Source organism: Pseudomonas sp. Q1 (assembly GCF_009935975.1).
GTDB classification, from domain to species: domain Bacteria; phylum Pseudomonadota; class Gammaproteobacteria; order Pseudomonadales; family Pseudomonadaceae; genus Aquipseudomonas; species Aquipseudomonas palleroniana.
The window spans coordinates 1-21,047 of record NZ_QODI01000015.1 but is presented as its reverse complement, the minus strand read 5'-3'; the positions used below and the strand labels follow the sequence as shown (position 1 = coordinate 21,047).

24 protein-coding genes are annotated in these 21,047 nt (G+C 62.2%); 15 read left to right on the top strand and 9 right to left on the bottom strand.

Annotated features, from left to right (window positions below; genetic code table 11):
* The first annotated feature begins 35 nt into the window (after window positions 1-35).
* Window positions 36-215 (top strand): hypothetical protein, encoded by a 180-nt coding sequence (locus DK870_RS22235; RefSeq protein WP_060753685.1) that lies wholly within the window; start codon window positions 36-38, stop codon window positions 213-215.
* Here DK870_RS22235 and DK870_RS22230 read toward each other — a convergent pair.
* Complete coding sequence (locus DK870_RS22230) at window positions 208-1,083, bottom strand: helix-turn-helix domain-containing protein (protein WP_060753684.1); 876 nt, start codon at window positions 1,081-1,083, stop codon at window positions 208-210. The genes DK870_RS22235 and DK870_RS22230 overlap by 8 nt on opposite strands.
* 189 nt (window positions 1,084-1,272) lie before the next feature.
* On the opposite strand from DK870_RS22230, the gene pobA reads away from it, so the two are divergent.
* On the top strand, window positions 1,273-2,457 hold the full coding sequence (gene pobA / locus DK870_RS22225; protein WP_178126900.1) for a 4-hydroxybenzoate 3-monooxygenase: 1,185 nt from the start codon (window positions 1,273-1,275) through the stop codon (window positions 2,455-2,457).
* 67 nt (window positions 2,458-2,524) lie between these two features.
* Window positions 2,525-4,042: an MDR family MFS transporter gene (locus DK870_RS22220; protein ID WP_161549694.1), complete on the top strand. Its 1,518-nt coding sequence runs from the start codon at window positions 2,525-2,527 to the stop codon at window positions 4,040-4,042.
* 69 nt (window positions 4,043-4,111) lie between these two features.
* Here the strand turns inward: DK870_RS22220 and DK870_RS22215 are convergent, their stop codons facing one another.
* Window positions 4,112-4,948 carry a cache domain-containing protein gene (locus tag DK870_RS22215; RefSeq protein WP_090366194.1) on the bottom strand — a complete coding sequence of 279 codons (837 nt, stop codon included), beginning with the start codon at window positions 4,946-4,948 and terminating at the stop codon, window positions 4,112-4,114.
* 48 nt (window positions 4,949-4,996) lie between these two features.
* Window positions 4,997-5,761, bottom strand: a complete 765-nt coding sequence (locus DK870_RS22210; RefSeq protein WP_060753105.1) for a transporter substrate-binding domain-containing protein — start codon at window positions 5,759-5,761, stop codon at window positions 4,997-4,999.
* 402 nt (window positions 5,762-6,163) lie between these two features.
* Here DK870_RS22210 and DK870_RS22205 point away from each other — a divergent pair, with 402 nt between their 5' ends.
* The 5 genes from DK870_RS22205 (at window position 6,164) to DK870_RS22185 (ending at window position 10,821) form a co-directional block, all read left to right on the top strand.
* Window positions 6,164-7,534, top strand: coding sequence for a glutamine synthetase family protein (locus DK870_RS22205; RefSeq protein ID WP_161549693.1), 1,371 nt, complete (start codon window positions 6,164-6,166; stop codon window positions 7,532-7,534).
* 101 nt (window positions 7,535-7,635) lie between these two features.
* Window positions 7,636-8,235, top strand: a complete 600-nt coding sequence (locus DK870_RS22200; protein WP_161549692.1) for a class I SAM-dependent methyltransferase — start codon at window positions 7,636-7,638, stop codon at window positions 8,233-8,235.
* Window positions 8,236-8,357: 122 nt separating this feature from the next.
* Window positions 8,358-9,491, top strand: coding sequence for a ribonuclease D (gene rnd, locus DK870_RS22195; protein WP_060753108.1), 1,134 nt, complete (start codon window positions 8,358-8,360; stop codon window positions 9,489-9,491).
* Window positions 9,488-9,781: a YcgL domain-containing protein gene (locus DK870_RS22190; protein WP_060753109.1), complete on the top strand. Its 294-nt coding sequence runs from the start codon at window positions 9,488-9,490 to the stop codon at window positions 9,779-9,781. The genes rnd and DK870_RS22190 overlap by 4 nt, the downstream gene beginning before the upstream one ends.
* 107 nt (window positions 9,782-9,888) lie before the next feature.
* Window positions 9,889-10,821, top strand: a complete 933-nt coding sequence (locus DK870_RS22185; protein WP_104995809.1) for a D-2-hydroxyacid dehydrogenase — start codon at window positions 9,889-9,891, stop codon at window positions 10,819-10,821.
* A gap of 163 nt (window positions 10,822-10,984) precedes the next feature.
* Here the strand turns inward: DK870_RS22185 and DK870_RS22180 are convergent, their stop codons facing one another.
* Window positions 10,985-11,569 (bottom strand): nitroreductase family protein, encoded by a 585-nt coding sequence (locus DK870_RS22180; RefSeq protein WP_060753111.1) that lies wholly within the window; start codon window positions 11,567-11,569, stop codon window positions 10,985-10,987.
* 154 nt (window positions 11,570-11,723) lie between these two features.
* Between DK870_RS22180 and DK870_RS22175 the strand changes: the two genes are divergently transcribed.
* Both DK870_RS22175 and DK870_RS22170 read left to right on the top strand, forming a co-directional pair.
* Window positions 11,724-12,173 (top strand): YcgN family cysteine cluster protein, encoded by a 450-nt coding sequence (locus tag DK870_RS22175; RefSeq protein ID WP_060753112.1) that lies wholly within the window; start codon window positions 11,724-11,726, stop codon window positions 12,171-12,173.
* Window positions 12,174-12,186: 13 nt separating this feature from the next.
* A complete protein-coding gene (locus DK870_RS22170) occupies window positions 12,187-13,407 on the top strand; it encodes a hypothetical protein (protein WP_161549691.1) in 1,221 nt (406 codons plus the stop codon).
* 42 nt (window positions 13,408-13,449) lie between these two features.
* On the opposite strand, the gene DK870_RS22165 is transcribed toward DK870_RS22170, so the two are convergent.
* From DK870_RS22165 to DK870_RS22155, 3 genes are all read right to left on the bottom strand, one after another.
* The gene (locus DK870_RS22165; protein ID WP_060753114.1) at window positions 13,450-13,800 is read right to left on the bottom strand and encodes a DUF2892 domain-containing protein; all 351 of its coding nucleotides are present in this window, start codon (window positions 13,798-13,800) and stop codon (window positions 13,450-13,452) included.
* Between the two features lie 67 nt (window positions 13,801-13,867).
* On the bottom strand, window positions 13,868-14,335 hold the full coding sequence (locus DK870_RS22160; RefSeq protein WP_003189607.1) for an RNA methyltransferase: 468 nt from the start codon (window positions 14,333-14,335) through the stop codon (window positions 13,868-13,870).
* 183 nt (window positions 14,336-14,518) lie between these two features.
* On the bottom strand, window positions 14,519-14,893 hold the full coding sequence (locus tag DK870_RS22155) for a YajD family HNH nuclease (protein WP_060753115.1): 375 nt from the start codon (window positions 14,891-14,893) through the stop codon (window positions 14,519-14,521).
* A gap of 98 nt (window positions 14,894-14,991) precedes the next feature.
* Between DK870_RS22155 and DK870_RS22150 the strand changes: the two genes are divergently transcribed.
* On the top strand, window positions 14,992-15,912 hold the full coding sequence (locus tag DK870_RS22150; RefSeq protein ID WP_161549690.1) for a ParB/Srx family N-terminal domain-containing protein: 921 nt from the start codon (window positions 14,992-14,994) through the stop codon (window positions 15,910-15,912).
* Window positions 15,913-15,922: 10 nt separating this feature from the next.
* On the opposite strand, the gene DK870_RS22145 is transcribed toward DK870_RS22150, so the two are convergent.
* On the bottom strand, window positions 15,923-16,609 hold the full coding sequence (locus tag DK870_RS22145; RefSeq protein WP_161549689.1) for a hypothetical protein: 687 nt from the start codon (window positions 16,607-16,609) through the stop codon (window positions 15,923-15,925).
* Between the two features lie 78 nt (window positions 16,610-16,687).
* Between DK870_RS22145 and DK870_RS22140 the strand changes: the two genes are divergently transcribed.
* On the top strand, window positions 16,688-16,972 hold the full coding sequence (locus DK870_RS22140) for a hypothetical protein (RefSeq protein ID WP_060753118.1): 285 nt from the start codon (window positions 16,688-16,690) through the stop codon (window positions 16,970-16,972).
* Here the strand turns inward: DK870_RS22140 and DK870_RS22135 are convergent.
* Window positions 16,969-19,011: a S9 family peptidase gene (locus tag DK870_RS22135; protein ID WP_161549688.1), complete on the bottom strand. Its 2,043-nt coding sequence runs from the start codon at window positions 19,009-19,011 to the stop codon at window positions 16,969-16,971. The genes DK870_RS22140 and DK870_RS22135 overlap by 4 nt on opposite strands.
* 90 nt (window positions 19,012-19,101) lie before the next feature.
* On the opposite strand from DK870_RS22135, the gene DK870_RS22130 reads away from it, so the two are divergent.
* From DK870_RS22130 to DK870_RS22120, 3 genes are read left to right on the top strand one after another with little or no spacing between them, the layout of a single operon-like run.
* Window positions 19,102-19,563: a hypothetical protein gene (locus DK870_RS22130; RefSeq protein ID WP_060753120.1), complete on the top strand. Its 462-nt coding sequence runs from the start codon at window positions 19,102-19,104 to the stop codon at window positions 19,561-19,563.
* 30 nt (window positions 19,564-19,593) lie between these two features.
* Window positions 19,594-20,370: a class II glutamine amidotransferase gene (locus tag DK870_RS22125; protein WP_090366180.1), complete on the top strand. Its 777-nt coding sequence runs from the start codon at window positions 19,594-19,596 to the stop codon at window positions 20,368-20,370.
* An 11-nt stretch (window positions 20,371-20,381) separates the two neighbouring features.
* A complete protein-coding gene (locus DK870_RS22120; RefSeq protein WP_060753122.1) occupies window positions 20,382-20,924 on the top strand; it encodes a DUF2937 family protein in 543 nt (180 codons plus the stop codon).
* The last annotated feature ends 123 nt before the right edge of the window (window positions 20,925-21,047 follow it).

Genomic DNA, 21,047 nt, shown 5'->3' with positions numbered 1-21,047 from the left:
ACAGCACTGTGTAGATCCGTTCAGAGGTCTGTGCCATGAGCATCAAAACCAGAAAGTACCTGATGATTTTCACCCTCAGCGCATTTGCCACTGCGCTGTACGGGACTGCCGCCTACCGCGTTGAACAGACACGCATGCAGCCGGCGGCATTCGCGATCGGTTGTCATCAGGACCAATGCGTTCCCCGCACCGGCAGTTTCAGCGCGCTCAGGTAGGCTGCCCGGCCTTCAATTGCTCGCGAAATGCCTTGGGTGAGAACCCGACCCGTCGGCGAAACAGCCGAGAGAAATTCGTCGGGTCGGAAAACCCCAACACCTCCGACATTTCATTGATGGTCATGCTGGTGTAGGTCAGCAGGCGCTTGGCTTCCAGCAACTGGCGGTCGTGCATGATCTGCAAGGCCGGTTGGCCGCCCAGCTCCCGACATGTCCCGTTCAGGTGCGAGACCGAGATGCCCAGCTTGTGAGCCAGGTCTTCGATCTTGGGATGCTCGCGGTAGTGCTGTTCGATCAACTGGGTGAAACGGCGAAAATACTCGCGGCCACGGGGCGGCCGTGGGTGGCGACGCTGAATGGCCTGGCGGCTGATCCACACCAGCAGCACGCTGACCAGGGCATGCATCATCATGTCCCGTGCCGGCTGCTCGTCGGCGTACTCGTCCTGCAAACGTGCGAACTGGCTGTTGAGGTAGTCGCTGTCCTTGCCGGCCGGATAATTGCCCAAGGTCTGCAGGCCGCCGGCCGTACTGCCCAACTGCGTCTGCAAGTGGCTGACCAGCGGTGCCGACAGTGTCACCACGTAGCCTTCCACATCTTCTGAAAACCGGAACCCGTGTACGCATAACGGCGGCAGCACCTGCAGCGTGGCTTCGTCGAGCGTGGTGTGCTGGCCTTCGATTTCCAGGTGCGCCTGGCCCTTGTGTACATAGAGCAACTGGCACAGATCCGCGTGCCGGTGGGGCTGGATTTCCCACTGGTATTCCCGACTCCTTCGGGAAATGGTTTCGCAGTGCAACAAATCGGGCGTAGGCCATTGCTGGCTTTCCCCATAAAGCTTGAAGACCGGAATCGCGGTTTTGGTCATGGTTTTAATCCGATACTCAGGACAGTGGTGCGGTAATCGCCCAAATTGGCAAAAAGCGCAGGTTTTGTAGCAGTTCTCACCTTCTTATGCTGCCCGCTCAAGTGAAAAATGTCAGCCACAAGACCAATGACAACTCTTTCACTTGATCAGTTCGGGTGAAGCCAGCAGGTGATAAGAATAATGAAAACGCTGAAGACTCAAGTCGCCATTATCGGCGCCGGTCCTTCCGGATTGCTGCTCGGCCAGCTGTTGCACAACGCCGGAATCCAAACCCTCATCCTAGAGCGCCAGAGCGCCGACTACGTGCAAGGCCGCATCCGCGCCGGGGTGCTGGAGCAGGGCATGGTCGACCTGCTGCGCGAAGCAGGCGTCAGCCGACGTATGGACGCCGAAGGGCTGGTGCATGATGGTTTCGAGCTGGCACTCGATGGCGAGTTGACCCACATCGACCTCAAGACCTTGACCGGCGGCCAATCGGTCATGATCTACGGCCAGACCGAGGTCACCCGCGACCTCATGGCTGCCCGCGCCGCTGCTGGCGCCGTGACGTTGTACGAAGCGTCCAATGTGCAGCCCCATGATCTGAAAACAGAGCGTCCCTGGGTGACCTTCGAGCACCAAGGCGAAACCTTTCGCCTGGAGTGCGACTACGTTGCCGGTTGCGACGGCTTCCACGGCGTGGCCCGGCAGTCGATCCCGGCCGAGTCGCTGAGCGTTTTCGAACGGGTCTACCCCTTCGGCTGGCTGGGCATCCTGGCCGACACGCCGCCGATTCATGCTGAACTGGTGTACGCCAAACACGCGCGCGGCTTCGCCCTGTGCAGCATGCGCTCAGCGACCCGCAGTCGCTATTACCTGCAAGTGCCGGTGGACGAGTCGCTGGAAGCCTGGCCGGACGAGCGCTTCTGGGACGAACTGAAAAACCGCCTGCCCGGCCCGCTTGCGCAACGGTTGGTCACCGGCCCGTCGATCGAGAAAAGCATCGCGCCCCTGCGCAGCTTCGTGGTGGAACCGATGCAGTACGGGCGCCTGTTCCTGCTCGGGGATGCCGCGCACATCGTGCCCCCCACCGGCGCCAAGGGCTTGAACCTGGCGGCCAGCGATGTGAGCACGCTGTATCGGATCTTGCTCAAGGTGTATCGCGAAGGGCGGGTGGACCTGCTGGAGAAGTATTCCGCGATCTGCTTGCGTCGCGTCTGGAAGGCCGAACGGTTTTCCTGGTGGATGACCTCAATGCTGCATCAGTTTCCGCAAGCGGACGGCTTCAGCCAGCGGATTGCACAGAGTGAGCTGGAATACTTCATCCACTCGCAGGCGGGGCGTCAAACCATCGCGGAAAATTACGTCGGACTTCCTTACGAAGCTATCGAGTAGCCTGCTATCGTATCGAGCATTCCCGCAGGCCTTTCCTGCCTCGCGGGCTCTGCTCGAAGGTTGCGCCGTGACTTACCTGAATCAGCCCGCCCCATCCGTCCCCGCCGTACGCAGTGTGCTTGTCGCCTTGATGATGGCGATCTTCCTTGGCGCACTGGACCAAACCATCGTCGCCGTATCGATGCCGGCCATCTCCGCGCAATTCCATGACGTCAACCTGCTGGCCTGGGTGATCTCCGGCTATATGGTCGCGATGACGGTGGCGGTGCCGATCTACGGCAAGCTCGGCGACCTGTACGGGCGGCGACCGATGATGCTGATCGGCATGGGCGTGTTCACCTTGGCCTCGCTGTTCTGCGGCATGGCGCAAAGCATGGAGCAACTGGTGCTGGCGCGGATTCTCCAGGGTATCGGCGCCGGTGGCATGATTTCCGTAAGCCAGGCGATTATCGGCGACATTATCCCGCCTCGTGAGCGCGGGCGTTACCAGGGCTATTTCAGTAGTATGTACGCGGTGGCCAGCGTGGCCGGGCCGGTGTTGGGCGGTTATATGACCGAGTATCTGTCCTGGCGCTGGGTGTTCCTGATCAACCTGCCCCTGGGTGCCGGTGCCTGGTATGTGGCCCATCGCACGCTGGTAGGGCTGCCGGTGCCGCAGCGCAAACCGATCATCGACTACCTCGGCACCGTGCTGATGATCATCGGCCTGACTGCCCTGCTGCTGGGCATCACCGAAATCGGCCAGGGCCATCATTGGCGTGATGAGCAGGTATTGGGGTTGTTGGCCTGTGCGTGGGTGGCGCTGAGCGCGTTTGTGTGGCACGAACGCCGGGCGCGCGAGCCGTTATTGCCCATGCACCTGTTCGCCAACCGTAGCGCGGTGCTGTGCTGGTGCACGATTTTCTTCACCAGCTTCCAGGCGATTTCCCTGACGGTGTTGATGCCCCTGCGTTATCAGACGGTGACTGGCTCGGGTGCCGACAGCGCCGCCTTGCACCTGCTGCCGTTGGCCATGGGCTTACCGATGGGCGCCTACTTTGCCGGGCGCATGACCTCGGTGACCGGCCGTTATAAACCGATGATTCTCACCGGCGCGCTGTTGAGTCCGTTCGCCATTCTGGGCATGGCCTACAGTGCACCGCAGGCGGTCGGGCTGACGGCGATTTTCATGCTGCTGTGCGGCATCGCTGCCGGCATGCAGTTCCCGACGTCCCTGGTCGGCACACAAAACTCCGTTGAGCAGCGTGACATTGGCGTCGCTACCAGCACTACCAACCTGTTCCGCTCATTGGGCGGGGCGGTGGGGGTGGCGTGTATGTCGGCGCTGCTGCTGGCGCTGTTGCAGGATTCCAGCTTTGCCCATCTGGCCAGCGGTGCGTTGGTTACCGAGGGCAGTTCCGGCAACGTGCTGCTCGACGGCCTGAACGCCGCGCCAGGCCCGGCGCAGGATGCCCTGCGCGGAGAGCTGGCGGTGACGTTCCGACATCTGCTGATGGTGAGTGCGGCGGTGTCGCTGCTGGGGTTGGCGGCGGCGATTGCAATGCCCAATCGCCTGCTGCGCGGGCGCGAAGACAAAGCTAGATAACTGAAAGAACGAAAAGCAACTGTGGGAGGGAGCAAGCCCCCTCCCACAGTTGATGGGTTTCAAGCCTGATCAGGGGCTGTAGTACCCGACCGCCACCATGAAATGTCCGGTCTTGCGCAAGTACGCATGCTTGTTTTCCACCTTGTCGGTGACCGGGTTTTTCCAGCGGTATTTGTATTCACTCTGGTCCTGTTGGGTCATCAGATGCAGGATAGGCTCGCCGACGGGCTTGCCGTCCGGGTCCTTGATCTTGCTGAAGTCGGTGTTGACCAGTCGCAGGTTGGTGCCGTGGGCCACATAGCGCCGGGTATCCAGGTCCACTACGAACACATACAGATCATCCTGCAGGAACCCACCTTGCAGTGAGTTGATGGCCTTGAGCGTACCGGCCTCATCCTTGACCAGCGCCTTCACCGCCTTGTCGCGCAAGGCTCGCGCTTGTTCCGGAGTCGCCCGCGGCAAGTAGTAACCCACCGCCAGGATGCGCTGGCCCACGCGCTGATAGAACACATGCTTGTGTTCGACCTTGCCATCGTTCCAGTTCTGCCAGCGGTAGTCGGCCTGTTGGATACCTTGGCCTTCGGGGGTGGCCAGCGCCTGTTTGAACGAGGCTTGCAGGTCCGGGCCGAGCTGTTCGGACACGTTGCGACCGATCAAGGCGGAAGACGGCCCGCCGCTGGCCAGCAGCACGCCCTGGGTGTCGACCACGAACACGTAGCGGTCGTGGTCGATAAACTCGCCCTGGCGGCTGAACGCGGCCAAGGCCTTGTCGCCGTTGCTCTGATAGTAAGCCAAGGCTTTTTCCAACAGGGCCTTGGCGGCCTGGGCATCGTCATTCGCAGTGGCTGTGTGCACCGGGCCGAAACACAACAGCAGCAGCCAGGTGAACCGGAGTAGTCCCTTCATTACCCATCCTCTTCTTATCAGTGTGACAACAGCGTAGACGGCTGCGGCTCAGGGTGCCGCCAACCACTGGCTGACAATGCCTTCGTACTCCCCGGTGGCCACGCTCAGGTGCAGCCACTGGTCGACGTAACTTTTCCAGGCCACATCATCCCGGGGCAGCAGGAAGGCTTTTTCGCTGTACTGCATCTGCCGCTCCGGGTTGACCGCGCACAGCCCGGGCTTCTGTTTTTGCTGGTAGCGCGCTTCGCTGGCGTCGGTAATCATCACGTCGGCCTTGCCCGCCAGCAGTTCGTCGAAGATCGTCACATTGTCATGCAGGCGGATCTGCGCCTGGCCCAGATGGGCGCGGGCGAACACTTCATTGGTGCCGCCGGCCGGCTCGATCACCCGCACCTGCGGCTGGTTGATCTGCTCGACGCTCTGGTAGCGTTGCACATCGGCGCAGCGCACCAACGGGATCTTGCCGTCGACGCCCAGCGGTTGGCTGAAGAAGGCTTTTTTCTGGCGCTCCAGCGACACGGAAATACCGCCCACGGCGATGTCGCAACGTTGAGCCAGGAAGTCCGGCATCAGGCTTTTCCAGGTGGTGGGTACCCAGTGGATCTTGGCGTTGAGGCTCTTGGCCAAGGATTCGGCCATGGCAATGTCGATGCCTTCATAACGGCCATCGGCGCGCAAAGCGGAGTAGGGCTTGTAGTCGCCGGTGGTGCACACGGTCAGCGTCCCGCGTTGAAGCACATCGTCCAGGCGCGAATCAGCCAGGGCGTAGGAGGTCAGACTTGCCAATAAACAGAAGGCCAGCGGAGCTTTCATGCGGTCGAGTCCTTGGGGCATGGGCGGGGCGGTCATTATTTCCAGCGGGCCCTGGGATGGCAAATGTTTAGCCGAGCCGCAACCACACTCCGCCAACCCTGAATTGAACACCGGTTGTGCGCATGTGACGCTGGCCGGCATCTACCTCACTGTGATCCGTACATGGATGGTTCCCCCGACACCCACCCCGAGATATCGCCCTGCGCTTTAGTGCCGAGCGGTTCGACGGTCGTCGAGGCGTTGCCGTCCGAACTGGCTTTCTGGGCGCTGTTCCATTGCCGTCACGCCCGCCCACCGGATACCTCTCTCCTACGTTGATTCGCCCCATGGATGACGCGCACCTGTGCGCATCTGCCCGGCGGCGCCTGTGCGCCTGCCTGATACAAACGTATGAGAATTGCCATGAGTGTTTTTGCCAGCCTGCACGAAGCCCAAGCGTTCCTTGAACACAACCCGGACATCGAGATGTTCGAGCTGTTTATCCTCGACAACAATGGTGTACCGCGCGGCAAGTTGCTGCACCGCGATGAACTGCTGGCGGTGTACCAAAGCGGCCGGCCGTTGCCCAGCACCATCCTTGGCCTGACCATCAACGGTGATGATGTGGAAAACTCCGGGTTGGTGTGGGATGTCGGTGATATCGACTGCCGCGCCTACCCGGTCAGCGGCAGCTTGCAGCGGATGCCATGGCGGCTGATCCCGACGGCGGCGGTGCAAGTCAGCATGCACCCCACCGAAGGCTTGCCGGCCACCGTGGCCGACCCCCGGCATTTGCTGGCCAAGGTTATCGAGGGGTTGAACGCCGATGGTTACTACCCGGTGATGGCGGCGGAACTGGAGTTCTACCTGCTCGACCAGAAGCCCGACCGCAACGGCCGCCCGCGACCGGCGCGGGATGCGGATGGCAGTCGCCCACGCTCGACCCAGGTGTATGGCCTGCGCGAGCTGGAGCAGATCGAGCCGTTTCTGGCCGACCTCTACAGTGCCTGCAAATTGCAAGGTATCCCGGCGCGTACGGCGATCTCCGAATATGCCCCAGGCCAGGTGGAAATCACCCTGGAGCATCGCGCCGATGCGTTGCAAGCCATGGACGAAGCGGTGCGCTACAAACGCCTGGTCAAGGGCGTGGCTCACCGACACGGCATGACCGCCTGCTTCATGGCCAAGCCGTTCGACGACCTGGCGGGCACCGGCATGCACATGCACGTCAGCCTGGCAGACGCTCAGGGTCACAACCTGTTTGCCAGCGACGCCGCCGACGGCACACCGCTGCTGCGCCAGGCGGTGGGCGGCATGCTCGGCACCTTGCTCGACTCGCTGCTGATGTTCTGCCCCAACGCCAACTCCTACCGTCGTTTCCAGACCAACAGCTACGCGCCGCTGGCCGCCACCTGGGGGGTGGACAACCGCACTGTCAGCCTGCGCATCCCTGGCGGCCCGGCGAACTCGCGGCATATCGAGCACCGCATCTGCGGCGCCGATGCCAACCCTTACCTGGCTGCCGCCGCGATTCTGGCCGGTATCCATCGGGGCATCCGCGAACAGTGCGACCCCGGCGCTGCGGTGCAAGGTAATGGCTACGCCCAGGCCACGCAGCTCCTGCCCACCGACTGGCTCACCACCCTGCGTGCATTGGAAGCTTCAACCTGGGCGCAGGAGGCTTTCGGCCGTGAGTTCCTCTGGGTGTTCCTGGCGGTCAAGCGCGCCGAATATCGTCAGTTCATGGGGGAGGTGGGTGAGCAGGATTGGCGCTGGTACCTGAACCAGGTCTGAAGGGCGTTGTAGTCGTGACGGTTTCGACCTTTTTTTCACGTTGCGATGGTTAAGCTGTGAATCAAGGACGCTTACTACCGTTTCGCTTACATGAGCCCGCGATGTCGCCACATTCACCATCCTCCATCGAGATCGAATTCACCGAGCGCTGTGACCGTGAACATGCCCGGGTGTGCGGTGACACCCGTCCGCCAAGGCTGTTGCAGCGCCTGGCCGCTTGGCGGACTGCGCGGCTGGTGCGCCATGCGTTGAGCGTGGCCGGCGAGCCGGGGCTGATCCTCGACCTGGCCTGCGGCTCGGGGCGGTTCTGGCCGGTGCTGGGCGAACACGTCAACCGGGTGATCCTGGCCTCGGACAACTCGCAGGCCATGCTCGACCACGCCCGCACCCATCATCCGGCGACGTTGCTCAAGCGGATCAAGACCTTCCAGGGGTCAGCGTTTTCCATTGGCTTGTCGGCGAATGCGGTGGACTGCATTTTCTGCCTGGAATTGTTTCGCCACGTCCACGACAGCGAGGTGCGCCTGGCCTTGCTGCACGAGTTTCATCGGGTCAGCCGTGACACGGTGATCGTCTCGGTGAGCGCGCGCGCGGCGGTGGAAGGCGAATTCCGCCAGGCCGGTTTCAAGGTCCTGAATTACCAGGAATTCCTCCCAGGCTCCCAGTTATGGCGGGTCTACGTTCTGCGTAAGAGAGGATAAGTCCCGCTCGTCGGACTATTCTCCATTTCTTGTCGGAGTTTTCATGATCGTGTGTGCACTGCGAATGCTCGCAAGCCCCTTTCGCGATATATACTGCGCGCCATTCTTCAAGGGAGAGCCGTGTGGCCATCGATATTCACTGGATCTGCGACAACGATAGCCTCGGCCAGCATTGCGCCGAATGGCAGCAGTTGCCATTCGTTGCCCTCGATACCGAATTCATGCGGGTCGACACTTTTTATCCCATTGCCGGGCTGATCCAGATTGGTGATGGCGTCCGCGCTTACCTGATCGACCCCCTGACCATCGACAACTGGCAACCGTTGGCCGCCTTGCTGGAAAACCCAGCGGTGATCAAGGTGGTGCATGCCTGCAGCGAAGACCTCGAAGTGCTGTTGCGCCTGACCGGCAGCCTGCCGGTGCCGTTGTTCGACACCCAATTGGCCGCGGCCTACCTGAACCTTGGTTTTTCCATGGGCTACTCGCGCCTGGTGCACGCCGTGCTCGATATCGAGTTGCCCAAGGGCGAGACCCGCTCGGACTGGCTGCAGCGGCCATTGTCCGAGACCCAAGTGAGCTACGCCGCCGAAGACGCCGTGCACCTGGCCGAGGTCTACACGCGCCTGCGCCCGCAACTGTCTGCCGACAAGTACGCCTGGGTGCTGGAAGACGGCGCCGAACTGGTGGCCAACCTGCGCCGCGAAGTCGACCCGTACGAGGTGTACCGCGAGGCCAAGCTGGCGTGGAAACTGTCCCGCGCCCAACTGGCGGTCCTGCGCGAACTGTGCGCCTGGCGCGAACAGCAGGCCCGTGCCCGTGACCTGCCGCGCAACCGCATCATTCGCGAACATTCGTTATGGCCCCTGGCCAAAACCCAGCCGGATAACCTCACCGCCCTGGGCAAGATCGAAGACATGCACCCGCGCACTGTGCGTCAGGACGGCCAGTTCCTGCTGGACCTGATCAAACGTGCCGCTAGCGTGCCCGCGGACCAATGGCCGCCTGCCGTTGCAGAACCCTTGCCGGTCGAGGCTGCCGCGCTGATCAAAGCACTGCGTGCCCAGGGCCAGGCGTTCGCCGAACGCCTGGAGATGGCGCCGGAACTGATGCTGCGCAAGAAAACCCTCGAAGCCCTGGTCAAGAGTGGCTACCCCGATGGGCCTTACCAATTGCCAGACTCGCTGCGTGGCTGGCGCCGCGAGTTGATGGGCCAGGCGCTGCTCGACAGCCTGGCCACTGCCGGAGAACAGCCTTGAAACGTATTTGCTCCATCTACCGCAGCCCGAAACGTGCCGGCATGTACCTCTACGTACTCAAAAGCGATGCTTTGGAGCGCGTGCCCGAAGGCTTGGTCACGGTGTTCGGCAAGCCGGTGCACGCGTTCGACCTGGTGCTGACGCCCGAGCGCAAGCTGCAACAGGAAGACATCGTGCAAGTCCTGGAAAACCTCGACAAGCAGGGCTACCACCTGCAAATGCCGCCGGCCGAGGACGAGTACATCGAACACTTGCCCGAAGAGCTGCTGCGCCGCAACGACCCGGTGTAATCGATCAGTGCCCGGTTCAGGGCACCTTCTTCCATGGACTCGTATTAGTTGGCGGTGGCCGTAAGGATGCGGGCGGCCGTCTGCACTGTTTTTGAAAGGTTTGAACCATGCGTGTTCTGATTGCTGAACAGGATCACCCGCTCTACGCCCAACTGCTGCGCGCAGCGGCTCCGGACCTTGAAGTATTGACCAGCGGCGATTCCGCCGAACTGTCGCGCCTGGCCGCCGATTGCCCGGTGTGGCTGGGCCAGCCGGACCTGCTGGCGACCCTGTTGCGTCAGGGCCACCAGCCGCAATGGTTGCAATCGACCTGGGCGGGTATCACGCCGCTACTGGCCGAAGGCTTGCCGCGCAACTATCGCCTGACCCGTGCGGTCGGCATCTTTGGCCAGGTCATGGCCGAGTTTGTACTCACCTACATGCTGGGCCATGAGCGTGAAGTGCTGGCGCGGCTGGTCAGCCAGGTCGAGCGCAAATGGGACAACCGCCTGGGCCAGAGCCTGGCGGGGCGCAAAGTGCTGGTAGTCGGTACCGGCGATATCGGCCAGAGCGTGGCAGAGTTTCTGTTGCCGTTTGGCGTCGAGCTCTACGGTATCGCCAGCACCGCACGTGAGCAGGCGCCATTTATTGAAGTGGCCGCGCTCGATCAATTGGGCCGGTTGGTGGGGGAGGTGGACTACGTGGTCAACCTGCTGCCCAACACGCCCGACACCCATGACCTGTACGACGCGGCGCTGTTCAAGCAATTCAAGCCTACCGCGTTGTTCATCAACGTCGGGCGCGGCGTGGCGGTGGTCGATGCCGATCTGGTCGAGGCGTTGAAAGAAGGGCACCTGGCCGGCGCGGTGATCGACGTGTGCCGCCAGGAACCGTTGCCGCAGCGCCACCCGTTCTGGACCGCCTGGGGCCTGCTGCTGACCGGGCACAGTTCGGCGCCGACGTCGCCTGCGAAGATGGTGGCGTTGTTTGTGCAGAACCTGCGGGCGTATCAGGCCAAGCAGGCGTTGCGCGGGGAAGTGGATTTCGCGCGCGGTTACTGACTGCACTCGGAACACATTGTGGGAGGGGGCCTGCTCCCGATGGCCTGCGTAGCAGGCCCATTTTTGAGGCCGCTGCGCGGCCTATCGGGAGCAAGCCCCCTCCCACAGTGACCGCGTTAATCTTTAACTGACTGGCATCAGGGCTTGCCCCTTCCACATAGCGTCAGAGGCTGAAGTCACCCTCGCAGATCAGCTCGCTCAACGGCCGGCGCGAGCTCGGCGCTTCACGGCCTTGCAGGTATTCAGGCAAGGTCGATTTATCGCCCAGTTTGCCCACGGCCACGGCGGCGTGCAGCGCATAACCTTGCGGAATCTTCAGCTCCTTGCGCGTCAGTTCCTGATCGAAGCCGGCCATGCCGTGGGTGTGCCAGCCGGCGAGGCTGGCTTGCAGGGCCAGGTGACCCCAGGCAGAACCGGTGTCAAAGGTGTGCCACAGTGCCGGGGTTTCTTCGCTGGCGCCGGGGGCGATGAAGTCGGTTTTCGAGGCGATGATCACCAAGGCCGACGCGTGCTGTGCCCAGCCCCGGTTGAATTCATTGAGCAGGCTCAGGAAGCGCTCCCAGTTCGGCGTGTCGCGACGCGCATACAGGAAGCGCCACGGCTGTGAGTTGTAGGCCGACGGTGCCCAGCGTGCGGCTTCGAAAAAGCTCAGCAGCGTCTCTTGCGGAATGCTTTCGCCGGTAAAGGCCCGGGGCGACCAACGGTCGGTGAATTGGGTATGAATCGGGTAGTCGGCAACACGGCTCATGGGCAAGTTCCTGATCGTCAATTCGGTGCTCAAAGCTACTGCGCGGCGACTAGACTGACAAGTCTGGTCGCACCGCCAGTCGTAAGCGCTTGGCCCCAAGGGGCTTGGGCACTAGACTGGCGGCCTTTTCACCTGATGATGTTGATGTAGAGCCATGGCCGCCAAAGTCGAACCTTTCTGGATACGCAAAACCCTTGAACACCTCGACCAGGAGGAGTGGGAGTCGTTGTGCGACGGCTGTGGCCTGTGCTGCCTGCAAAAGCTCGAGGATGAAGACGACAACAGTGTTTATTACACGCGTATCGCCTGCAAACTCCTCGACCTGAAAACCTGCCAGTGCACCGACTACCCGAACCGTCGCGCCTCGGTGCCTGATTGCATCCAGCTCACGCCGGGCCAGGCTGATCAGTTCAAATGGCTGCCGCCGACCTGCGCCTACCGCCTGGTCAGCGAGCGCAAAGACCTGCCGCTGTGGCACCACCTGGTCTGCGGTGACCGCGATGCGGTCCATCACGAACGCATTTCCCAGTCCGGGCGCATGCTCAGCGAAGGCAGCGTGCCCGAAGACGACTGGGAGGATTACCTGATCTTCCGTGCCGGTTGACCAAGGAGTGTGTATGCGGGGGGGAACCAAGCTGGCGGCAAGCCTGGTGTTGCTGGCGCTGAGCATGTCGGCGTGGTGTGCGAACAAAGTCGACCTGGATTATCACGTCAAGTTGCTGCCCCAGAGCGATCAGGCCGAAGTGCGCGTGAGCCTGTCCCAAGGCTCGGCGGTGCGCAGCCTCAACCTGGACCTGGGGCGCGCGGGCGATTACAGCGATTTCAAGGCCGACGGTCAGTGGACCGTTACCGGCAGCCGCGGCCTCTGGCAGCCCAGTGCCGACAAGTCCAGCCTGACCTACCGCGTGCGCCTTACCCATGCCCGCAAGCCCGGTGTCTATGAAACACGGATGACGCCCAACTGGGCGCTGCTGCGCGGTGAAGACCTGGTGCCAACCGCTCGGCTCGACCAACAGGACGGAACCGAGTTGGTTTCGCGCCTGGTGTTCGAATTGCCCTCCGGTTGGAAGAGCATCGAAACCGCCTGGCCGCGCATCGGTAAAAACAAATTTCGCGTCGATAACGTCTCCCGCCTGTTCGACCGCCCCACCGGCTGGATGCTCGCCGGCACCCTCGGCAGCCGTCGCATACGGCTGGGTGCAACCGAAGTCACCGTGGCCTCGCCCAAGGGCCAGGGCATGCGCCGCATGGATGTTTTGACGCTGCTGACATTCGTCTGGCCGCAAGTGGAAGCGGCGTTTCCGCGCCATCCAGCGAAACTGTTGATCGTGGGCGCCAACGACCCGATGCGCCGGGGCGTGGTGGCATCGCGCGATTCGATCTACCTCAGCAGCCGCACGCCACTGGTCAGCGAAAACGGCAGCAGCCCGCTGATCCGCGAAGTGGTGCAGGCCATCGGCCGCTTCAATGATCACGACAGCAGCGATTGGATTCGCGAGGGCCTGGGCGAGTATTACGCGATCGAGCTGATGCGGCGCGCCGGAGGTATAACCGATGAGCGCTACGCGGCCATACAGGCGCGGTTGGGCAAGGACGGCAAGGGCGTCAGCACATTGCGCGGCGAGCACATCAGCGCCGGGGCGGTGGCCCAGGCGGTGCTGCTGTTGCAGGAGCTCGACCGCGAAATCCGCGTGAAAACCCACAACAAGCGTTCGCTGGACGATCTGGCACAAGCGGTCATGCGGGTGAACAGCATCACCACTGCGCAGTTCGTGCAATTGGCTGAAAGTGTGATCGGCGAGTCGTCGGTGGTGCTGGAGACCAAGCTGTTGCGTTGATCCCCAGTCATGTACCGATCAAAGTGTGGAAGGGGGCGGCGATTAACCAGCAGTCTTGGTGGCTTTTTCTGCGGCGACTTCCGCCTTGGTCTTGAGGTTCTTCAACTCTTGGCCGGCACGCTCGATCTTCGTGCGCACGCTGTTCATTTCCTGGCGACCCTGCTCCAGCTTGTCTTTGAGCGAGCTGTGCCCGGTAAAACCACGGGCCAGCGCCACGCCGCCGATTGCCACTTGGATCAAGCCGAAAATCCCGCCACGGCGCAGGCCTTTGCCGACCATCATCACGCCGCCGGCCACCGAACCGATACGTTCCCAGCCGTGCACGTTCTGGGTGGGCTGTGTGTCGAGTGGGGCGTGTTCGATCGCCGGTCGCAGGTATTTGCTGTCGCTCATGATCTCTCTCCAACAAGGGCAAGTGTAAATAGCTGACTGTTTGCAGGCGCCGGATGTTCCCGGAAAATTAATACTTGGGGCCTGAACGGGTGTTGTTGCCCTTGGCCAGGCGATCGTAGAGCACCACGTTGACCGTGGCGGCGAGGTTCATGCAGCCGGTAGTCGGGATGTACACCACGTCCTCACACCAGTCACGAATCTCTTTGTCGAGGGAGCCATCTTCGGGGCCGAAGATGTACAGCGCGCGGTCGGGGTGAGTGTATTCGGGCAGCGGGCGGGCGCCTTCCACCAGTTCCACGGCGACCGGGATACAGCCCAGGGGCAGGATCTTTTTCAGGTCATCGATGCCGATCAGGGGAATGTCGTGGTGGACCTTCTTGGTATCGGTGATGAAGTCCCGGGCGCGCTCGTAACGCACGCCGGTGTAGAACACCGAGGCCACGCCGTAGCAGCCGGCGGCACGCATCACCGAGCCGACGTTCTCGGGGGATTTGGGGTTATACAGACCGATGCAGCTGTAGCGTTTATTGCCCACGGGAAAGGGTGCCTTGCAGAAAAACCGCGATTATACGGCCTCGGCCTGCTGTAGTGCTTGGGCGATCGCTATCGGGAGCAAGCCCCCACAAATTTGACGGTATTCACCCATCAAAATGTAGGAGGGGCGGTGCGACGATTCGACTTGCTCCCGATGAGGCCGGCACCGACAACCCCCTATTTATCAGCTGTCCTTCTTCATTAACCCAGCCAACGCCGCAAACGGGTTATGGGTGGCCTTGGCAATGGTCGGGCTGCTGGTGGAGCCGTCGCCGAAGTACTGCTGGTCGGTGTAGCGCGAGTGTTCGTTGTCGTGGCAATACAGGCACAGCAGCTCCCAGTTGGAGCCATCCTGGGGGTTGTCATCATGGTTATGGTTGCGGTGGTGTACTGTCAGTTCACTCAAGCGTTTTCCGGAAAACTCCCGGGCGCAGCGGCCGCATACGTGTGGGTACATCTTCAAGGCTTTGTCGCGGTAGCCCATTTCCCGGTCGCGCTGGGCATCGGCGAGGATGCGATCCAGCTTGGCGGTGTGGGAGGGCGGGTTGGTCGAGCTCATCATGGCTCCTGGCTATTTGCGGGTTCACGGATAGGGTTGATTCTAGCCGCTCGCGCTGTAAATGACTGCTTCACTTTACATACAAGGATCTGAAACTCATGCGTCTGCATTCATGGATTGTTGCGTTACTGCTGTGTGTCGTCACCGCCCAGGCCCAGGCGTTCTCCACGCCCAAGCCGGGGCAGGTGATCGAGGTTGCCCTTGAACAACTGCACCCGACCCAGGCTGTGGTGGGTTTTGACCAGATCTACTACAGCCTGGGCTTGTTCGCCGACAAGCCGGCCAAGGTCTTCGATGAGTACTGCGAGACCAACGGCCAGGGCGCGGCCGACAAAGTGCCGAAAAAGGCCGACCTGCACCAACCGAGCAGTTTCACCTGCAAGGACCCGGTAGGCGCCCATCCCGAAGACATGAAGACCGTGGTCGTCGGCCCGGCCGGTCAGTTGTACCTCACCGACGGTCACCACAGCTTCACCACCTTGTGGGAAGTGCCCGGCGGCGGTCCCAAGCTGAAAATGTGGGTCAAGGTCACCGATGATTTCAGCGGCAGCCCGGACATGGCCGCTTTCTGGCAGCGCATGCAGGCGGCGCGCAAGGTCTGGCTCAAGGACAACCAGGGCCAGGCGTTGTCGCCCGCGAAATTGCCGGCGCACCTGGGCTTCAAGAACCTGCAGGACGACACTTTCCGCAGCCTGGTGTATTTCACCCGCAAGGCCGCCTACGGCAAGCCGGACGATGGCGCCATCGCGCCGGAATTCCTGGAGTTCTACTGGGGCAACTGGCTGCGCACCCAGATCGACCTGGGCGCCTACAACCTGGACAAGAAGGGCGGCTACAAGGATGCCATTGAAGCGGTGGCCAAGCGTATGGTCAGCCTGGCACCGGGCTCACCGGTCGGTGACAGCGGTTTTACCGCACATCAACTGGGCGGCATGACCCAGCTGGACCGCAACGAGCTGGAAAAGACGTTCGACAAGAAAGTGCCGTACGTGATCGATTACCGCAAGTCCCTGAACTGACCCTCTGTGTTCAACCTTTGATTTTTTCCGCAATCCAGATGGTATGCCGGGTGCCCTTGTTGCCATGGGCAAAGACTTGCACTTCTTCGGCCTTGAACCCGGCCTTGCGCAGTTTGTCGCTGAACAGCCTGTCGGCGCTGGCCGACCACACGGCCAGCACGCCTTTGGGGCGCAGGGCCTTGGCGCAGGCGGCCAGGCCGGCGGCGGAATACAACCAACTATTGGCCTTTTGCGTCAGGCCCTCGGGGCCGTTGTCCACATCGAGCATGATCGCGTCAAAGCCCTGGGGCTCGGCTTGCAGCACCTTGGCCACGTCCTCCAGGCGGATCACCGTGCGCGGGTCCAGCAACGGGCGCCCGGACTTCTCCCCGAGCGGGCCGCGGTTCCACTCGACCACGCCCGGTACCAACTCCGCGACCACCACTTCGGCCGTCTTGCCCAGGTGCTTGAGGGCCGAGGCCAGGGTAAAGCCCATGCCCAGGCCGCCGATCAATACGCGTGAACCCGGCCGGCCGGCGACCTTGCGGCAGGGAATTTCCGCCAGCGCATCCTCGGAGCCATGCATGCGTGTATTCATCAACTGGCCGCCATCGCCCCCCTGAATCTTGATGACAAAATCCTCGCCATATTCGAACAGGCACAAGGCACCGCCGTTGTCGGGGATCGGGGTGGTGTCCAGCAGAACGAAACGTTTCATGGAAATCTCATTGAGAAGGGCATTCTTGCGCGGTTGGGAGTAGCCTTACGGTATTCCGGTCAGGCCATGGAGCCATCGATGAAGTGCAACATTCTAACGGCCATTGTGCTGGGCGCGCTCACATTGGGTACGGCGCAGGCGCAAGAGGCGCAAACCGTGCCCGTCGCACCCGCGCCAACCCCAGGTGCCCCGGGCACACCGACCCCCACGTTGTATCCGCAAGTCAGCCCCCCCGCCGCCCCCAAGGCCACTGTCAACGGCTCGCCCGCGCTGGAACCGATTGTGTTGCCCACGCCGCCGAAAGACCAGACGGTGCCTGGCCTGCAACAGAGCGACAGCAAGCCGAAGACGCCCGGCGGTTAGGCCAACCCCAGGGCCTTGAACACAAAACCGTACTCAAGCGCCACGTCACGCAGTCCCTGGTACCGGCCACTCATGCCGCCATGGCCGGCGCCCAGTTCGGTCTTGAGCAGCAGCAGGTTGTCGTCCGTCTTGGTGTCACGCAGCTTGGCCACCCACTTGGCGGCTTCCCAGTACTGCACGCGGCTGTCGTTGTAGCCGGCGATCACCAAGGTGGCCGGGTAGGCTTGCGCGCTGACGTTTTCGTAAGGCGCGTAAGCCTTGAGGCGTGCGTAGACCTCGGGCTCTTCAGGGTTGCCCCACTCGTCGTACTCGGTGATGGTCAATGGCAGCTCCGGGTCGAGCATGGTGTTGAGCACGTCGACGAACGGCACTTCGGCAATCGCCGCCTGGAACAGCTCCGGGCGCTGGTTGAGTACCGCGCCGATCAACAGGCCACCGGCGCTGCCGCCGCTGATCGCCAATTGTCTGGATGTGGTCAGGCCCTGGGCGATCAGGTGCTCGGCGCAGGCGATAAAGTCGCTGAAGGTATTCTGCTTGTGCGCCTGCTTGCCGTTGCGATACCAGGCTTCCCCCAGCTCGCCACCGCCGCGCACATGGGCAATGGCAAAGGCGACGCCACGGTCGAGCAGGCTCAGGCGTGCATGCGAAAACCACGGGTCCAGGCTCGAACCGTAGGCGCCGTAGCCGTAGAGGTACAGCGGTGTGGTTTTACCGAGCTGGTCACGCTTGACCACCAGGCTGATTGGCACCTGGGTGCCGTCGACGGAGCTCGCCCACAGGCGCTGGCTGACGTAGTCGTCGGCGTTGAATGCGCCGAGCACCGGGGTCTCCTTGAGCACCGTTTGCGCGCCTGTCGCCAGTTCGAGCTGACGGACCTGGGCCGGGCGATTCAGGGCTTCGTAGCGCAGGCGGATCTTGTCGCTGGAAAATTCCAGGCTGTTTTGTACGTAGAGGCTATAGGCAGCGTCGGGTAATTCCACGCGGTACGTCGGCATGCCCTGAGGGTGCACTTCGATCACCGGCAGGCCGCCGATGCGCAGGCTGAGGGTCATGGCGCCGGCGTTCAGGCTCACACCGTCGAGCATGACCTCGTCGCTGTGGGGGATCAGGTTCTGCCAGTCGGCCTCGTCGGGCACGCTGCCGGTGTCGGCGGCGACGAACAGTGCGTAGTTGATGCCGTCGCGGTTGCTGCGGATAAACCAGGTCCACTCGCCGTCACGCTGGCCGTGGTCGACATCGTATTCATGGTCCTCGACCCGTGGCGCCAGGCAGGTGAAGTCCTGCTCTGGGTGGTCGGCGTTCAATGCCCAGGTCTCGCTGGTGGTCTTGCTGCCCAGGGCCAGCAGCAGCTGGCGCTCGGAGCTGGAGCGGTAGCAATGCAGGAAGAAACGTCCGTCGGGCTCGTGGAACACCTCCTGCGCCGCCGTACCGTCCAGGCGATAGCGATGCAGTTTGTGCGGGCGATGGGTATCGTCCAGTTCGCCGAAAAACAGGGTCAGGCTGTCATTGGCCCAGGTCATGCTGCCGTCGCAGTTTTCGAACTCCAGTTCGCTGACTTTGTCGGTGGCCAATTCCTTCACGTACAGGGTGTAGATCTCTTCACCGCTGGTATCCACGCTGTAGGCCAGGCGCTGATGGTCCGGGCTGATACTGAAGGCGCCGAGGGAGAAGAAACCACCCTTGGCCAGCGCGTTGGGGTCAAGCAGCAGCTCTTCGCTGCTCTCATCCACTTGGTGGCTGTCATCCGCCGGGCGGCGGCAGCGATAGTGGCGAGCGTATTCGTCACCCGCGGTGGTCCGTGTGTAATACAGGTACGGTCCCCAGGGCGAGGGCAGGGACAGGTCGGTTTCCAGGATGCGCCCCTTGATTTCTTCGAACAGGGTTTCGCGCAGGGCTTTCTGGTCGGCGAGCTGTGCTTCCTGCCAGGCGTTTTCAGCCCTGAGGTAATCAAGTACTTCGGGGTTGTCACGCTCTTGCAGCCAGGCGTAAGGGTCTGGGCCTTGACCCTTGCGGGCAATCGGGGCGGTCGCTATAGGCATGGAATACTCTCCGTCTGGCGCAGGGTCGCAGGCATTGCAGCCGAGACGCGCAAAAGCCGTTATCATAGCCGCCTGTTTGCCTACCTTGCCATGGACACCATGACCGAGAACGACTATCTGATCGCTTGGGGCCTTTACGCCTTCGCCGCTTTGGGCTGCCTGTTGGTATGGTGGCGCCTGACCCGCTGGATCTGGCGTTGGCTGCGCGAGCCGCTGCAATTGCTGATGGCCGTGTTGCTGTTCAGCCCGACCATCGTCGACCCGGTCAAGACCCAGTTCGCCCCGGCGGTAGCCATCACCGCCATGGACCTGGTGCTCAAGGTCGGCAATAACGCCTGGCGGGCCATTTCCGATCTGTTCATGTACACGATGATCGCGTTTGCCGTGTATCTCGTGTTTGTGTTGATCCGCTGGCCCATCGAGCGCGCCGCCAATGCCCGTCGCGAGCGCAAGGCGGCGGTCGATGCCGCGTTGGCCGCCGAGCAGGACGACGAGGAACCCTTGCGCCGCCCGGCACCGGTCAGTGGTGTACGGGTCGAGCCGCGCCTTTGACGTCGTCCGCCCTGCAGCGAGAGCCCTGGCATGTGTGAATTGATGGGCATGAGTGCCAACGTCCCCACCGATATCGTATTCAGTTTTACCGGGCTGATGCAGCGCGGCGGACGCACCGGCCCCCACCGTGATGGCTGGGGCATTGCTTTCTATGAAGGCCGTGGCCTGCGCCTGTTCCAGGACCCGGCTGCCAGCAGTGAGTCGGAAGTCGCCTTGCTGGTGCAGCGTTATCCCATCAAAAGTGAAGTGGTGATTGGTCATATCCGCCAGGCCAACGTGGGCAAGGTGTGCCTGTCCAATACCCACCCGTTCGTGCGCGAACTGTGGGGGCGCAACTGGTGTTTTGCGCACAACGGCCAGCTGGCGGACTTCAACCCCCGCGCCACGTTCTACCGGCCGGTGGGCGATACCGACAGCGAAGCGGCATTCTGCGACTTGCTCAACCGCGTGCGTGAGGCCTTCCCCGAACCTGTGGAGATCGAACAGGTCTTGCCTGACCTGATCGCCGCTTGTGCCGAATACCGCAGCAAAGGCGTGTTCAACTGCCTGCTCAGTGACGGCGACTGGCTGTTTTGCTACTGCTCGACCAAACTGGCACAGATCACCCGGCGCGCCCCTTTCGGCCCGGCGCGCTTGAAGGATGTCGACGTGATCGTCGATTTTCAGGCCGAAACCACGCCCGATGACGTGGTCACGGTCATCGCCACCGAACCTTTGACCGACAACGAAAACTGGACCCGCTACGAACCGGGCCAATGGAGCCTGTGGCGACGCGGTGAATGCGTCAGCCAGGGTGTCACCGAGTAAGGATATCGACCATGTTGCTCAGTTATCTGCGGTTGGTACTGTTTGCCATTGGCTTGCTGGTCGGTGTGCAAGTACCGGGGTTTATCAACGACTATGCCAAGCGCGTCGAAGCTCACTTGATCGAAGCCCAGACCGGCCTGCGTGGCTTCGATGCCACCGCGCAACAGTTCTTCAACGGCGACTTGCAGGCATTGGTGGCGCATTACCGCGCCAGCGACGACCCGGTGTTCCGCAGCGATGCCAACAGTCTGGGTACCTTGCTCGACCGCCAGGTGGCGTTGGACAAGCAATTCCAGGCCATGCAAGGCCCGTGGTATATCCGCGCCCTGCAAGTGGCGGTGGCCGCCGACCCGGACATTCGTCGGGAAACCTGGAACGGCTACAGCTACCAGATCCTGCTCACGCCCGAAGCCATGGGCTGGGGGCTGGGTGGGGCGATGTTGTTGTCGTTCGGCTTGGAGTGCCTGTATCGCTTGATCGACTGGATCGTGCTGGGCGGCAAGCGCATGCGCCAGAGCCGGCCGATTGAAGAGCGCGACCTCAAGGGCCTCTGACATGATGCGGTAGGGAGCAAGCCCTAATGCCAGTCAGTTAAATGGCGGATGTAGAACACATCATCTGTAGTGAGCGGGCTTGCCCCGCGCTGGGTGGCGCAGCCGCCCCAAACCCAGGCACCT